12 protein-coding genes are annotated in these 15,250 nt (G+C 41.3%); 8 read left to right on the plus strand and 4 right to left on the minus strand.

The window, feature by feature from the left end:
• The first annotated feature begins 206 nt into the window (after window positions 1–206).
• Window positions 207–1,568: an NCS2 family permease gene (locus ACLJJ6_RS10725; protein ID WP_412989423.1), complete on the plus strand. Its 1,362-nt coding sequence runs from the start codon at window positions 207–209 to the stop codon at window positions 1,566–1,568.
• 46 nt (window positions 1,569–1,614) lie between these two features.
• The gene (gene ade, locus ACLJJ6_RS10730) at window positions 1,615–3,360 is read left to right on the plus strand and encodes an adenine deaminase (protein ID WP_412989424.1); all 1,746 of its coding nucleotides are present in this window, start codon (window positions 1,615–1,617) and stop codon (window positions 3,358–3,360) included.
• Window positions 3,361–3,538: 178 nt separating this feature from the next.
• Here the strand turns inward: ade and ACLJJ6_RS10735 are convergent, their stop codons facing one another.
• The 3 genes from ACLJJ6_RS10735 to ACLJJ6_RS10745 are packed head-to-tail and all read right to left on the minus strand — an operon-like array spanning window position 3,539 to window position 6,752.
• Window positions 3,539–4,195 carry a TetR/AcrR family transcriptional regulator gene (locus ACLJJ6_RS10735; protein WP_412989425.1) on the minus strand — a complete coding sequence of 219 codons (657 nt, stop codon included), beginning with the start codon at window positions 4,193–4,195 and terminating at the stop codon, window positions 3,539–3,541.
• A gap of 21 nt (window positions 4,196–4,216) precedes the next feature.
• Window positions 4,217–5,836, minus strand: a complete 1,620-nt coding sequence (locus tag ACLJJ6_RS10740) for an ABC transporter permease (RefSeq protein ID WP_412989426.1) — start codon at window positions 5,834–5,836, stop codon at window positions 4,217–4,219.
• Window positions 5,823–6,752, minus strand: coding sequence for an ATP-binding cassette domain-containing protein (locus ACLJJ6_RS10745; RefSeq protein ID WP_412990475.1), 930 nt, complete (start codon window positions 6,750–6,752; stop codon window positions 5,823–5,825). Before ACLJJ6_RS10745 ends, ACLJJ6_RS10740 begins: the two co-directional genes overlap by 14 nt.
• Before the next feature lie 226 nt (window positions 6,753–6,978).
• Here ACLJJ6_RS10745 and ACLJJ6_RS10750 point away from each other — a divergent pair, with 226 nt between their 5' ends.
• The 6 genes from ACLJJ6_RS10750 (at window position 6,979) to ACLJJ6_RS10775 (ending at window position 13,607) form a co-directional block, all read left to right on the plus strand.
• Complete coding sequence (locus ACLJJ6_RS10750; RefSeq protein ID WP_412989427.1) at window positions 6,979–7,332, plus strand: iron chaperone; 354 nt, start codon at window positions 6,979–6,981, stop codon at window positions 7,330–7,332.
• A gap of 170 nt (window positions 7,333–7,502) precedes the next feature.
• On the plus strand, window positions 7,503–8,570 hold the full coding sequence (locus tag ACLJJ6_RS10755; protein WP_412989428.1) for a MupG family TIM beta-alpha barrel fold protein: 1,068 nt from the start codon (window positions 7,503–7,505) through the stop codon (window positions 8,568–8,570).
• A complete protein-coding gene (gene murQ, locus ACLJJ6_RS10760; protein ID WP_412989429.1) occupies window positions 8,567–9,472 on the plus strand; it encodes an N-acetylmuramic acid 6-phosphate etherase in 906 nt (301 codons plus the stop codon). Before ACLJJ6_RS10755 ends, murQ begins: the two co-directional genes overlap by 4 nt.
• Window positions 9,472–11,451, plus strand: coding sequence for a glucose PTS transporter subunit IIA (locus ACLJJ6_RS10765; protein ID WP_412989430.1), 1,980 nt, complete (start codon window positions 9,472–9,474; stop codon window positions 11,449–11,451). The genes murQ and ACLJJ6_RS10765 overlap by 1 nt, the downstream gene beginning before the upstream one ends.
• 13 nt (window positions 11,452–11,464) lie before the next feature.
• Complete coding sequence (locus tag ACLJJ6_RS10770; RefSeq protein WP_412989431.1) at window positions 11,465–12,304, plus strand: MurR/RpiR family transcriptional regulator; 840 nt, start codon at window positions 11,465–11,467, stop codon at window positions 12,302–12,304.
• A gap of 181 nt (window positions 12,305–12,485) precedes the next feature.
• Window positions 12,486–13,607 carry an NAD(P)-dependent alcohol dehydrogenase gene (locus tag ACLJJ6_RS10775; protein WP_412989432.1) on the plus strand — a complete coding sequence of 374 codons (1,122 nt, stop codon included), beginning with the start codon at window positions 12,486–12,488 and terminating at the stop codon, window positions 13,605–13,607.
• A 275-nt stretch (window positions 13,608–13,882) separates the two neighbouring features.
• Here the strand turns inward: ACLJJ6_RS10775 and ACLJJ6_RS10780 are convergent, their stop codons facing one another.
• On the minus strand, window positions 13,883–15,124 hold the full coding sequence (locus ACLJJ6_RS10780) for an ISL3 family transposase (protein WP_412988180.1): 1,242 nt from the start codon (window positions 15,122–15,124) through the stop codon (window positions 13,883–13,885).
• Window positions 15,125–15,250 lie beyond the last annotated feature (126 nt).

Here is a 15,250-nt window from a genome sequence, read left to right on the forward strand (position 1 = left end):
GCTTTTAACAATGTAATTATACTATTTTTTTGGTACAATCCCAATCTATTTATCTTTTTTTTAAGTTTAATTTTAAATAAAAAAAACCGGATAACTAGCGGTATTAATTATAGTTCGTGTTTTAACGGTAGACAAAGTTATGAGTTTCGTTTATGATAAGTTTATCGCTTAAACACGAACTATAATAAATAAGGAGTTGTTAATGTATGGATAATGAAGCAGATCTCAATCAGGAGTCCACGGCACCAACTTTTTTAGAACGGATTTTTAAATTATCGCGTAATGGGACGACGGTGAAGCGTGAAGTAATCGCTGGATTAACCACGTTTATCGCAATGTCTTATATTTTGTTTGTGAATCCGACAGTTTTGAGTGCTTCTGGTATGAATAAAAGTGCTGTTTTTGTAGCGACTGCGCTCACAGGCATGGTTGGCTGTATTGCAATGGCACTAATTGCCAACTATCCGATTGCGGTTGCTCCTGGGCTAGGGAGTAACGCTTTTTTTAGTTACTCAGTAGTGATCGGGATGGGAATTCCTTGGCAAACAGCCATTGCAGGCGTCTTTGTTGCTTCACTCTTATTCATGTTAACGACTATTTTTAAAATTCGCGAAGCTGTCATTAACGCGATTCCCGCATCATTAAAATCGGCAATGGCTGCCGGAATTGGTTTGTTTATTGCCTTTACCGGGTTGAAAGAAGGCGGGCTGGTTGTAGGCAGCAAATCTTCATTAGTTACCATTACAAATTGGAGTACGCCCGATGTTTGGCTGACAGTTTTTGGGTTAGTTTTTATTGTTGTTTTGATGGCAAGAAAGGTCCCCGGCTCCATGTTTATCGGGATGGCGGCCACGGCATTGATTGGTGTTCTTACCGGTTTAATTAAAATGCCGTCTGCCATTGTTTCCGGAATTCCAAGTTTACAACCCACATTTGGGGTTTCACTTATGAATTTAAATCACATCTTTAATATTCAAATGCTTGTTGTTGTCCTAATTTTCTTCTTTGTTGCTTTTTTTGATACCACAGGAACCGTAATCGGTTTGGCAGAGCAAGCCGGTTTTATTAAAAACAATCATATCCCCAAGCAGGTCGGCAAAGCTTTATTTGCAGATTCGACATCGATGATCGCCGGCTCAATCTTTGGGTCGACGCCGACTGCTTGTTACGTGGAATCATCTACGGGAATTGCAATGGGTGGTAAGACCGGGCTCACTGCACTGACTGTTGCGGCTATGTTTGGGCTCAGCTTGTTCTTTTCACCTTTGCTAACCTTGGTTACGAATCAGGTAACAGCCCCCGTTTTAATTATTGTGGGTTCCTTTATGGCAAAATCGCTAGCTAATATTGAATGGAATAAATTTGAAGTGGCACTACCTTCATTTTTAATTGTTCTAAGTATGCCACTAACGTATAACATTTCTTACGGGTTGGCCTTTGGAATTCTCTCATATCCTTTGACGATGATTGCCGCCGGAAAAGCTAAAAAAGTTCATCCGATTATGTATATTGCGGCTGTCATTTTCTTGTTCTTACTCTACGCAATGAATGCCTTACCCAGCAGTTGAAAAATCGACAAACTCGCTAACGATCATTTAGGAAAGGAAATCAGCGATGAAAAAGGATACTTTAAAAGCGTTAATTGAACAGGCAGCTGGCAGAAAGAATGCTGATCTGGTAATTCGTAATGTTCAAATCGTAGATGTTTATAATGCCGAAATTATTCAAAGCGACTTGGCTATTGGAAATGGTAAGATTTTAGGCTGGGGTCACGCGTATCAAGGAAATGCTGAAATTGACGGCAAGAATCAGTATGTGGTGCCCGGTTTGATTGATCCGCATATTCATATCGAATCTGCCAGTGTGTCACCAGCTGCTTTTGGGAAACTAGCTACTCCGCACGGAACGACGACTATTTTGGCAGATCCGCATGAAATTGTGAATGTTGCGGGGATGCACGGATTAAGTTATATGGTTGCGTCAGCCCAGCAAACAGCGTTACGGATCAAGTACATGATGCCTTCTTGTGTGCCGGCCGCTTCGCCCCAATTTGAGACATCTGGGGCAATTATTAAAGCTCCTGAAATTAAACAGGCTTTTGCGCAAAAACAGGCATACGGATTAGCGGAATTTATGAACTATGTGGGAGTTGTCAATGCAGAAGATGATGTTTTAGATGAACTGCTGGTGGCCCAAAATGAGGATCGTTTGATTGACGGTCACAGCCCTTCTTTAGCTGGGCAGGCACTCAATGCCTATCGCGTTGCTGGCATTCATGATGATCATGAATGTACAACCACTCAAGAAATGAAAGATCGGTTGCAGCGGGGGATGTATGTGTATTTGCGTTATGGGACTGTATCCAAGAATTTACCGACGTTACTCAAGGCCTTAACGCCACAAAATTCGCGTTTTTGTGCCCTTTGTGGCGATGATATTCAAGCAGTCACCTTACGAGATCGTGGTCATCTAGACGAAAGTATTCGGGTTTGTGTTCAAAATGGGGTACCGCCTATTACGGCGATTCAAATGGCGACAATTAATACAGCCCAGTGTTGTGGACTCAATGATCGCGGCGGAATTGCGCCTGGACTGTGGGCAGATTTTTTGTTGGTATCGGATCTGACTAAGTTCAAAGTGACCCAAACATACATTGGCGGGAAGCTAGTGGCTGAAAATGGGATGAGTTTGGAACCGGCAGAAAAGCCTGTTGAGGGTTATACAGATTTATTAAATTCGGTTCATCTCAATCACTTTGAAACTGAAAAACTTTCTTTGAAATTGCCAACCCGTCGCGCACACGTAATTGGCTTGGAAACAACCAGTCGGACAAAGGATCTTATTAAAGAGGTCACAACCAATGATCGTGATGAATTTGTTTGGCACCCTGATCAAGATATTGTGAAAGTTGCTGTCGTTGAGCGCCATCATCAGACCGGTAATGTGGGCGTAGGACTTATTTCCGGCTTTAAGTTACAGTACGGTGCAATTGCAAGTACAATTGGCCACGATTCACATAACATTGTGGTTCTTGGGGTGAATGATGAGGAAATGGCAGCTGCGGTAAATGCGTTAGTGCAACAGCAAGGTGGCGGAATTGCTGTTCGTGACGGTAAAGTCATTGCGGCACTCCCTTTGAAGATTGGCGGATTGATGAGCGATGAAGCAGTCGAAACACTGATTCAAAAACAAAATATGTTCAATCAACTTGTCCATGAAGACTTGCAGTTGAATTCTGAATTTAATCCGTTGATGAAATTAGGCGCAATTCCTCTGGATGTGATCCCGAACTTACGATTGACAGATAAAGGTTTAATGGATGTGACACAAACCCGGTTAATTCCGGTAGGCGTCAAATAATACCAAAAAGAAAAAGAGCTGGGAAAAAGCTCCCAGCCTTTGCTATCTTCAAACTTCAATAGCCGAATGATACATACTTTGAATCATTTTACTTCCTGGATTTTAGCACTTTAACATTTTTGGGGCACGGACAACGACATGTGCGCGAAGTCAAACTACCTTTTGGACCTTTGGTGATTTAAACCGAATTAGCTTTTAAAAACCCGTGTTCAATCACATCCATGTAGGCCCGAACATGGTCGATGATTTCGGCAAAATCCGTTAAGTCAGCGGTGGGATGGGCCTGCATAAAGGCTTTGGTTTCGACCGTAATTTGGTCAAAAATTCCGAGAATCAAATGCTGAATGGTGGCTTTATCCACATCTGATCGCAACGGTAGTCGGTCTAAGATTGGGTCAATTAATGCCATAATGTTGCTGCTGGTTTGTCCGGCGTAAAAATGAGCAATCTGGTGTTTCAAGGCGGCTGGTGCATGACTGATTTCGGCATAAGCATCCAAAAGCAGTTTGAATTCATTCGGAAACAGAAGCTGCAATTGAATTTTGTACTTAGTTGCCTTAACCACCATCTCTTCTAAGTCTGCGGCGTCTTTCCAAATATTAAAGTCAGCAACTTGATAGAGGCGTTCCGCTGCAAATTGTAGAGTTGCCATGTAAAGCTGGGATTTATTGCCATAGTAACGAAAAATGATTCCTTTTGAAACTTCTGCTTTTTGCGCAATGGCATCCGTTTTGGCGTCCCGATAGCCGTGCTTGGCAAAGATCACCAAGGCTGCACTCATAATTCGTGTCACTTTATCGGGGTCCATTGGAATCTGCTTTTTTTCCTTTGTCATAGATAAGTCCTTTCTCGAAAGCTAATTTTCAATCAAATCGCGGTTTTTGTAACCCATAAAGCCGATGAAGAATAAAACAACGGCCAAACCTAAAAATACGACAACCTGCGTCCAGTCGACTGTTTTTACCGGGACTTGATTAATCCAACCATAAGGGGTTAACTTTTGTGCCCAGTCGGGAATGTTTAGTAAGTTGCCAAAATAAAGGCTGATTAAGCCATAGACTGGAATTACCCAGCTAATTGTCTGCCAACGCGGCAACCAACCTACCAAAACGATACTAATACCTAGCGTGACGTATAGCGCTGGCAGGTAGCCGAGAAAGCCACGAAAAACTCGAGAAAAGGTCAAAGGGTTGTCCATTACCGCTTCATTAGCTAACCAAAGCCCAAAAACAGTACTAAATAAGGCAAGGGTACCAATGAGGATGGCAACGCCCACATAGCTGCTGAAAAGGTGCAAACGAGAGACGCTTTTTGCGTGAAGCTGTTCCAGCCAGCCTTTGCGTTCATCGCCATTAATTCGGAGGAGTGTTTGAACACTGGGAACCGTCACTAGGACGGTAAAGACAATCATTAATAAGGCCGCAAATCGCAAAACGATGGCCTGATTAGCCGCATTGACGGCAGTTGCTCCCATTAGTTTGCCAAGGAACGGATTTGTTTTCATAAGGTCACCAACGGTTCCAAAAATTGAACCATAAGAAATGCCAAGAATGAGACAGCTAATCACCCAAACCAATAGACTGACACGATCTAAACGCAGAACAAGACTGAAAGGACCAGCAAGGAGAGGTGAAGCATGGTAACGGCCCTTTCGCGTAACCAGAAGGCCAGCGCCGACATCACGGTGACGATTGGCAAAAAAGGTTAAAAGTAAAAGTCCTAAGGATAAAGCAAGCATGAAGCCCACCGGCGCCCAATGATTCTGATGGTAGATTGAAAGCTTTTCAACCCAACCAAATGGGGACCACCACGTATAGTTATCATTTTGAACATCCGTGATCATTCGAATCAGATACGTGATTCCGAGGAAAAGGTAACTTAACATGGTTGCACCACGAGCATTATCACTGATCTGTGCCATTAACAGAGCGGCACTGCCGAACATGAATCCGACGGCGGCCAAACCACTGCCAATCAATAAATTGCCGACTGCAGATGTACCATGCATGCCAGAGACTTGCAGACCGCCAACATATAGGCCGCCAATAACTAGGTTAATCAACAAGAGCTCAAGGATTGCTGCTAAAAGGGGGCTTTGTTTTCCTACGGCACGCGAACGAATCAGTTCAACCATGCCATTACTCTCCTCGCCACGGGTGTTGCGCACAGCAAAGTAAATATTCATCGCTGCCATGCAAAGAGCCATAAAGACCATCATCTCACTCGCAAAAATGTCTGCAGTACTGTATGGTGGCTGGGCAACGAAGCTCCCAAATAAAGAGACCATGGCGGGCATCTTAAGTGTGGTCACGATTGATGAAATGGCGCTTTTAGTTCCATAAAGATCGTTAAACTTAAAAGCCACGGCCCCCATCAAAATAGCGAGGATCATGCCCCAGACAAAAATGACAAACCAATCACGACGAAGATTAAACCGGGTCAAAAATCCACTTTGCTGAAATTCACTCGATTTCATTTTGCCCATCTCCTTGAGTGTCGTTTTGATAATACCGCAAGAAAAGATCTTCGAGGGTGGGTGGCGTACTTTGAAGACTCACAATTTCCAGCGGTGCCAAGCGTTGCATAAGTTTATCCATTTGATTAGAATCAACCGTAAAACTAGCTTGATTGACGGTATCTGGAGCGGCTTTAAAGTTGTGCACACCAGTTGTTTTTGAAAGGTCTGGGAGTGGTTTTCGTGTTTGCACAGTGATTAAGGTGCGTGTGAGATGGCGCATTTCCGCCAACGTCCCGGTTTCGATAATTTGCCCTTCACGAATAATCCCAATGCGATCACACATGCGTTCCACTTCTGACAAAATATGACTGGATAGGAGAATACTTTTTCCTTGTTGTTTAAGTGCCAAAACGTTTTTCTGGAAAATCTCTTCATTGAGGGGATCTAGTCCAGAAGTTGGTTCGTCAAAAATATAGAGCTCCGCTTCAGTAGAAAAAGCAGCAATTAACGCAACCTTCTGCCGATTACCTTTTGAATAGGTTCGTGCTTTCTTAGTCGGATCTAAGTCAAATTGATGAATCAAGTCATCAGTCCGCGCACTATGTTTTTGGTGATTGAGTTTCAAGAACAGATCAATAATTTCGCCGCCGGTCAGATTTGGCCACAAGTAAACATCGCCTGGGACATAAGCTAGTTGTTGATGGATACGAACGGCGTCGTGCCAAACATCGGTACCAAAAATCGTCGCTGAACCGCCTGTTGAACGTAAAATGCCTAATAAAATGCGAATCGTCGTGGACTTTCCCGCACCGTTGGGCCCGATAAAGCCAAAAACTTCTCCTTTTTGAACATTAAATGTAATATCTTTCAGCGCCTCAAGTTTACCGAAACGCTTTTGTAAATGGGTAACTTCTAATACTTTTTCAGTCATGATTCTGACCTCCCGTGGGCCTTTTGGAGCCGATTATTTTACATTTATTGCGTTACTTTCCAATTGATAACCAGAGTATAGTTCCTGTTGACTGATAAGTCAATGACTTGTGAGTCAATGAAGCAAGCTTATTTTTAGTCTCGTTGTAATTGCCTATATAAAGGCAATGAGGAGTATACTAAACTTTAGGTGGTTGAACTTAATGTGGTATTTTGATGAAGGGAATAAAATGAAAAAATATAACGATATTGCCGATTACATGGCGGATTTACCCAAAATGCAACGTGCGGTGGCCCAGATCATGCGTGAACTTCTGGCAGATGCAGCTCCAGAAGCACAAGAAACTTTTTCGTATAATATGCCAGCACTTAAGCAAAACGGCAAGGTCTTGGTCTATTTTGCCGCGACACAGAAGCATTTAGGCTTTTATCCCACACCAGCACAAATTGAAGCATTTGCTGAACAATTAAAAGACTTCCATACTTCTAAAGGTACTATTCAAATTCCTTATGATCGGCCGTTGCCTGTTAAGTTGATTCGGCAAATTGTGGCTTTTCGAATCGCTGAAGTTAAGGGGAAATAAAAAAGAATTTTCTGGATTAGTACACAGTCCGGAAAATTCTTTTTTTGTTGAATAAGAAATTAAATTTCACATTTTTTAAATAATTAGAATAAAAAGTTGAAATTTATATTCAACGATTGTATACTATGGTCGTAAATGAAAACGGTGTCAAAAAAGAAAGGGGTGTTGCCATGTTAGGTTTTTCAATTTATTTGGATACCGACGTTAGCGATCAAACTGAGAATTACTTGGCAAAGATGGCAGAAAATGGGTTCGAAGGGGTGTTTACTTCAGTTCACATTCCTGAAGAAGATGCAAAGAATTATGTAAAGCGGTTAAAAAAACTGGGCAGGATGTGTGCAGCTCATCATTTAAGCCTGACAGTAGATACCGATTTAAAAGCACTAGAGAACTTGCATATTTCAATAGAAAATATCGCCAATTTACAAACCTTTGGTATTTCTGCTTTACGTTTGGATGATGGTTTCACAAATCAACAAATAGCAAGGTTAAGTCAGCATTTGAATGTGGCTTTGAACGCCAGTACGATTAGTGAAAAGGATGTTCAGGAATTACACGCTAATCATGCGAACTTTGAGTGTATAGAGGCTTGGCATAATTTTTACCCGCGTCCAGAAACTGGCTTGGACGAAGACTGGTTTAAAGCTAGAAATAAGTGGCTTCATCAACAACATTTTCAAGTAATGGCATTTGTGCCAGGGGATGATCGTAGACGAGGGCCCTTGTACGAGGGACTACCGACGTTAGAAAGCCATCGATATAGCAATCCTTTGGTGGCAGCGGTTGAACTCACGGAAAAAATGCTGGTAGATAAAGTATTTATTGGGGATCCACAGCTTAGTATGTCATTAGCAAAATCATTCGGTGACTTTTACCAGCGGAGCCTCGTAAAAGTTCACGTGAAAACAGAATTTCAGCCACTTTGGGGACGGATTTGGCATAATCGCCCTGAGGTAGCACGCGATGTCATAAGACTTGTCGAATCAAGGCAACAAAATGAGTTGTTACACCAGAAAGTGGCCCCGGCTAATCAAGGACAACGAAAACCAGGAACTGTCACAATTGACAATGACCTTTATGGACGTTATCAAGGAGAAATTCAAATTTGTAAAGTGAATTTACCTGTCAATAACCGTGTAAACGTGCTTGGCCAAATTGATCAGGTGGACATTCCTTTGTTGGCTTTGGTAAGAGAGAATACTGGCATTGAATTTTTATATGAGGAGGAGAAGTCATGATTGATTTAAGTCGATTGACGACAGAAACACGCAATAATAAAACGATGGACCTTGATGAACTATCTACGGCAAAAGTACTAGAGCTCATGAATTCAGAGGATCAGACAGTACCAACTAGTATTAAGCAGGCTTTACCAGAAATTACAAAAGCTGTTGATCAGATTATCACAAGCTTCAGAGCTGACGGGCGTCTATTCTATATGGGTGCTGGAACGAGCGGCCGATTAGGCGTTTTAGACGCAGCTGAATGTGTCCCTACTTTTGGTACTGATCCCGAGATGGTTCAAGGCCTAATTGCCGGTGGCGCTCAGGCAATGACATTAGCCGTAGAAGGTGCAGAAGATTCTAAAGAGTTGGGAGCCAGTGATCTTAAAGAACGTCAATTGAACGAAAATGATGTGGTTGTGGGAATTGCAGCCAGTGGCCGAACGCCTTATGTAATTGGCGGATTGGATTACGCTCAAAAAACTGGTGCTGCGACAATCAGCTTAGCGTGCAATGCACATGCAGAAATTAGTAAACACGCGCAAATTGCAATTGAAGTACCTGTGGGACCAGAGGTTTTGACGGGCTCAACTAGGTTGAAATCAGGAACGGCGCAAAAACTGGTTTTAAATATGCTGTCAACAGCTTCCATGGTGGGGATTGGTAAAGTATATAAGAATTTAATGGTTGATGTAAAACCTACGAATGCAAAGTTAGTAGAACGGTCTAAACGAATTATTATGCAGGCTACCGAATGTAGTTATGAAGTCGCAGGCAAAACATTTCTAGAAGCTGATCAAAATGTGAAGTTAGCAATTGTTATGATTTTGACAGGTTTAAACAAGAAGCAGGCAGCACAGCAACTTAAAAAGGCGGATGGGTTTGTGCGAAAAACAATAAAAGGAGGTAAAGACTAATGGCGGATGAAAAAATTACACGGTTGGCTCATGAAATATATGATCATGTTGGTGGCCCAGAAAATGTGGCTAAACTGATTCATTGTATGACAAGAGTTCGTATGACGATTATTGACATCGAAAAAGTTGATATGGAAGGCCTAAAAAATATTGATGGCGTCTTGGGTGTTGTGAATGATGATACCTTGCAAGTTGTGATTGGACCCGGTACGGTAAACAAAGTTGCTCAAGAAATGGTTGATGAAGTGGGCGTCAAATTGGGCGAACCTTTTCCTGATGATTTAGGGGGCAATAATCATTTAACAGATAAGGAATTGGTAGAAGCTAAGGCCGCAAAAGTAAAAGCTGAGCAAAAGGCCAAACAGAAACAGACACCAATTAAACGGATTTTGAAATCTATTTCCAATATTTTTATTCCTTTGATTCCCGCATTTGTTGGCGCTGGTTTAATTGGTGGTGTTGCAGCGGTTCTTTCTAATATGGTTGTTGCTGGAGATATCGGTAAAAATTGGAATGACTTTATTATGATCATGAAAGTCATTCAAAATGGGGTCTTCTCATACCTTGCAATTTATGTAGGTATTAATAGTGCCAACGAATTCGGTGCAACTCCGGGTCTAGGAGGTGTTATTGGTGCGGTCACCCTACTTACAGGTGTCACACCACAAGCGCCATTGCACAACATTTTTAATGGCCAGGCTTTAGCAGCTGGTCAAGGTGGTATTATTGGTGTTATTTTTGCAGTTTGGATTTTGTCCTTAGTAGAAAAGAAGCTACATCAGTGGATCCCAGATTCAATTGATATCATTGTGACGCCAACGATTGCCCTGTTCATTGTAGGGATTTTCACCATCTTCCTCGTTATGCCAGTGGCGGGCGTAATTTCCACATCGTTAGTTGGCGGTATTGAGTGGGTACTAAATGTCGGGGGTGCGTTCTCTGGATTCGTTCTGGGGGCACTATTCCTGCCAATGGTCATGTTTGGGTTACATCAGATCTTAACACCAATTCACATTGAAATGATTAACAAAACTGGAATGACTCCTCTATTACCTATTCTAGCTATGGCTGGTGCTGGACAAGTCGGTGCTGCGATTGCTTTGTGGATTCGTTGCCATCGAAATCATAAACTGACGAATATGATTAAGGGTGCTTTGCCAGTTGGAATTCTTGGTATTGGGGAACCTTTAATTTATGGTGTAACGTTACCACTTGGCAAGCCTTTCATTACGGCTTGTATCGGTGGTGGGATTGGCGGTGCCGTTGTTGGAGGCCTTGGTCATATTGGTGCCATTGCTATCGGCCCTTCAGGCGTGGCTTTAATTCCGTTGATTAATAACGGTCACTGGTTAGGTTATGTATCTGGTTTGCTAGCAGCATATGCCGGTGGATTTTTGGCCACTTATTTCTTTGGTATTCCAAAAGATGCCGTTGCCTCAGACACAGAAGTTGAAACGCAGTCAACTCCAGAGGCACCTGTGGCAGAAACTGTTTCTGAACCTGTAACTTTTACCCAGGATACAGTTACGGCGCCGGTTAAAGGCCAGCAAATTCCTGTCAATGAAGTAAGCGATCCGATTATGGCAAAAGAAACTATGGGGAAGAGCGTGGCAGTGAAACCAGCTGTAGATTCTCCTGTTTATGCTCCGGTGAGTGGAAAAGTTATGTTTGTTGCGGATACTAGTCATGCAATTGGGTACACAAGCGATGCTGGAGAAGAAGTCTTAGTTCATATGGGGATTGATACGGTCAATCTGAAGGGAAAATATTTTAGTTTGAACGTTAAACCCGGAGATACGGTGAAACGAGGACAAATTGTTGGTAAAGTAGACTGGACAGAAATTGCCAAAGCTGGGTATGATACAGTTACATTAGCAATTATCACAAATAGCCAAGAATTTTCAGTTGATAAGAACTCTGATGTAAACGAGTTAGATGAGTCAACTATCATTATGAATACGGCACCAGCAAACAGTTAGGTAGGAAAATCGTATGAAAAGTATTCTGTTTTCAATTCACAACCAAATCGCTTCTTTTTCAAAATCAGAACAAAAGGTTGCTCAGTATATTTTGGATCATCCGCAACAAGTCATCACCATGAATGCTGACACTTTAGCCAACCGAGCGGGTGTGAGTGCCGCAACAGTGGTTCGATTGGCTAAGATTTTAAGTACGGATGGGTTTCCTGGAGTGAAAATCCAACTTTCAGCCGAAACCAAGATTGATGATAGTCTTTATACTGAAGTGAATCCAGAAGATACGCTTAAAGTTGTAAAACAAAAAATGGAATTTCGAATTGGACATACGATTGAACAAACAAATCATAGTTTAGATGATAAACAGGTACAAAAAGCAGCTCAGGTTATTAAAAAAGCTGATGATGTTTATGCTTATGGATTAGGCGCATCCAGCATTGTGGCAGCTGACTTTCAGCAAAAATTCATCCGAGTTGGGAAACCGGTTGTTCAGACAATGGATACGCATTTGATTGCAACCGGAATGGTTAGACCAGGAACTGTATTAGTGCTAGTTTCGAACACCGGTGAAACTGTAGAAAGTCAAAAATTAGCTGAGGTTGCGCATGAGCATCAAATTTCAGTGATCACGATTACGCATAATAAAAAAAGTTCATTAGCAAAGAAAAGTGATATTGTGCTAGTTCATGATGATAGTGAGGAAAATGAAAAATTACGAACGGCAGCCACTACCTCCCTAATGGCACAGCTTTACGTAGTTGATTTACTTTATTATTCATTCCTGACAATGGACTTTGATAAAAATGCAGACATTTTGCGTGAATCACGAAACGTTATTCGTAAACATTTTAAATAAATGAGCGGTAAAAAAGTTACAGATATGTTTTGACATATTTTGTAACTTTTTTACTTTCAAACCAGTTTTTAAATTAATATGGTAAATTTATCACAAAGGACAACATTGCAATTTATTTCACAAACTGCTATAACGAAGCTGTAAAAACGATTACATTAATTGTAAGGAGTGTGGTTTTGTTATGAGAATCAAAGCAGCAGTTGTTAGTGAAAAGGGTGCAGATTTCGAGATTAAAGACGACGTTGAACTAGCGGAAATGCAGCCTGATGACATTCAGGTGAAAATGGTGGCTACCGGAATTTGTCATTCAGATGAAGCCTTGAAAAGAGGGGATGCAGAAATTGGCTATCCCATTGTGCTTGGTCATGAAGGTTCTGGGATCGTCGAAAAGGTGGGTTCACACGTTCAGAATTTTGTGCCTGGCGATCACGTGGTGCTTTCATTCTATGCTTGTGGAAATTGTGAAAACTGTTTAAAGGGTGTGCCAACACAGTGTTTACACTATGCAGCCAATAACCTTTCGGGTGTTCGCCCGGATGGTAGTGCTCATTTTACAGAAAATGGACATAATGTCTGTGATATGTTTGATCAATCTTCCTTTACCACTCACACAGTTGTACGTGAACGTAACGCGGTCAAGGTGCCTAAGGACTTAGACTTACGTAAACTAGGACCCTTAGGTTGCGGTTACGTGACAGGCAGCGGCACAGTTTTGAATACTTTGAAACCCCGTCCAGGTCAGACAATTGCTGTATTTGGTACTGGTGCCGTTGGCTTGGCAGCGATGATGGCCGGCAAGATTTCTGGCTGCACACGGGTGATTGCTGTTGATATTAACGATGAACGATTGAAGTTAGCCAAAGAATTAGGTGCAACTCAAACGGTTAACAGTAATAATGAGGATGCGGTTGCCGCCATTAAAAACCTGACTAATGGACATGGCGTGGATTTTGCGGTTGATACGACTGGTGTTACAGCAGTCATGGAAGCTTCCATTAAAGCTTTAGCCCAAGGTGGCGTTTCGGCATGTATTGCGGTCACCCCACATCATATCGATGTTGATACTTGGAATGATCTTTGTGTCGATGACAAAGCGGTTATTGGGGTTAATATGGGAGATTCAATTCCACAAATTGATGTGCCGCGATTGATTGAATTTTATCGACAAGGGATGTTTGACTTCGATAAAACGGAAAAATTCTATAAATTTGATGAAATTAATCAAGCAAATGCAGATTCGATTAGTGGTAAAACCATCAAGCCGATCTTGGTGATTGATGAAGATTATCAATTTGAAGGCTAGCTGAGGGTTAATGAGATTGTTGGTAAAAAAGATTTGTGGTTATTAATTAGAATGTTTTTATCTTCAAATCAATAAAGGCCGTAATGACGATAATTAACAAGGTTATATTCCTCGCCTCCAATTAGCTTTACGTGCTTTTCATTCCTTTGAGAATTGGCAGTTACGTGAAAAGAAAAACTGAATCGGAATTATTAAAATAAAACGGGTCTCTGTCAAATTGTATTGGTGGAGATTTTTGAAAAGCATGTTCACTTCGGTGAATGTGCTTTTTTTGTTTACGCATAAATTAAACTGATACGAATGAAAAAGTTATGAATATTTTGAAAACCAAAACAGCTACGCTTTAACACCTTAATTTTACGATTTAGTCCTTCAATAGGACCGTTGGAATACGGATAACGACAACTATTGAGAACAGCAGGACCATTCTTTATTAAAGTTGAGATAGTAATATCCATTTGGTTGCCAGCCGCCTTGTAGTTGGCAATCAAGGTTTTAAATCCAACCGCATCTTTTTGTTGAATGGCTGTTAGAATTCCTTGATAGGTTTGATACACAGTTTTAAATTCTGGAAATTCATCTAAGGCTAGGTCAATGGCGTTCTGTTGGGTCATGTATTCGTTGATACCGTGTAAATAGATAAGTTTAGTATCATTGACCTTTTCTTCTGCCAAATGGAACAAACGCCATTGAGATTTTAGAATGCGATAAACTCGGGAATGCTTATCTTGAAAAGTATGGATCACACGTGTACGTTCGTTATCCAGTGCCCGACCGGCAAGTTGAATAATGTGGAAACGGTCAATGATGGTTATTGCCTTAGGAAATAACCGATGAATAAAGCCAGCATACTCAGCATTCATATCAACGGTGATTGTTTGAACTTTCATACGTTCTTGAACTGAATAGCGAGCTTCAAAGTAATCAATGATATCCTTACTAAGGCGATCCTTAAGAATCACAATGCGGCGATGACTAACGGCATCGCAACAGTTAAAGGACATTAGATGATTACAGGAACGGAATTCATCAAAACAAAGATTTTGGGGGAGTGTTTTAACACGATAAGCTAAGTGAATATTCGCATTTAAAATGCGTTGAACACTACTTGGTGAAATCCCACAAATCTTAGCGATTTCTTTACTGGTCAGCATATCCCGAGCCAGAACAATTACTTGATGTTTCACATTATGCGTAAAAGTTTCATTACGTTTAACGAGGTTAGTTTGAGCACCACAGGTTTTTAAACACCGTTTACATTGATATCTTTGTCGTTTTAGCTGCATCTCATAACGTCCACCTGATAAGGTTCCCAATCTTAGATGGCCAATGTGAGTTCCATTTTTGATTAGAGATTTATGGCCACAATGAGGACATTTTAAAAGTTGATAGGAAAGGATAGCGTGAACGACATGAACGTGTTGCCCATTGGGATAATGTTCCTTAGTAATCTCAGTTACAGTTAAATTAGGGTCTGTTATTTCGAATAGGCTTAGGATAGAATTAGTTAGGGACATTTGTTTTTCCTCTTTTCGATTTTATTAGGCGATTAAATCGTAACACAAAGAGGGCAAATGTCCTTTTTTTTTTCAAAATAAAAACTGGTATCAGTTATTCACCAATACCAGAAAGTGTAGACCCAA

It is taken from the genome of Pediococcus siamensis, from assembly GCF_047220215.1.
Classification (GTDB): domain Bacteria; phylum Bacillota; class Bacilli; order Lactobacillales; family Lactobacillaceae; genus Pediococcus; species Pediococcus siamensis.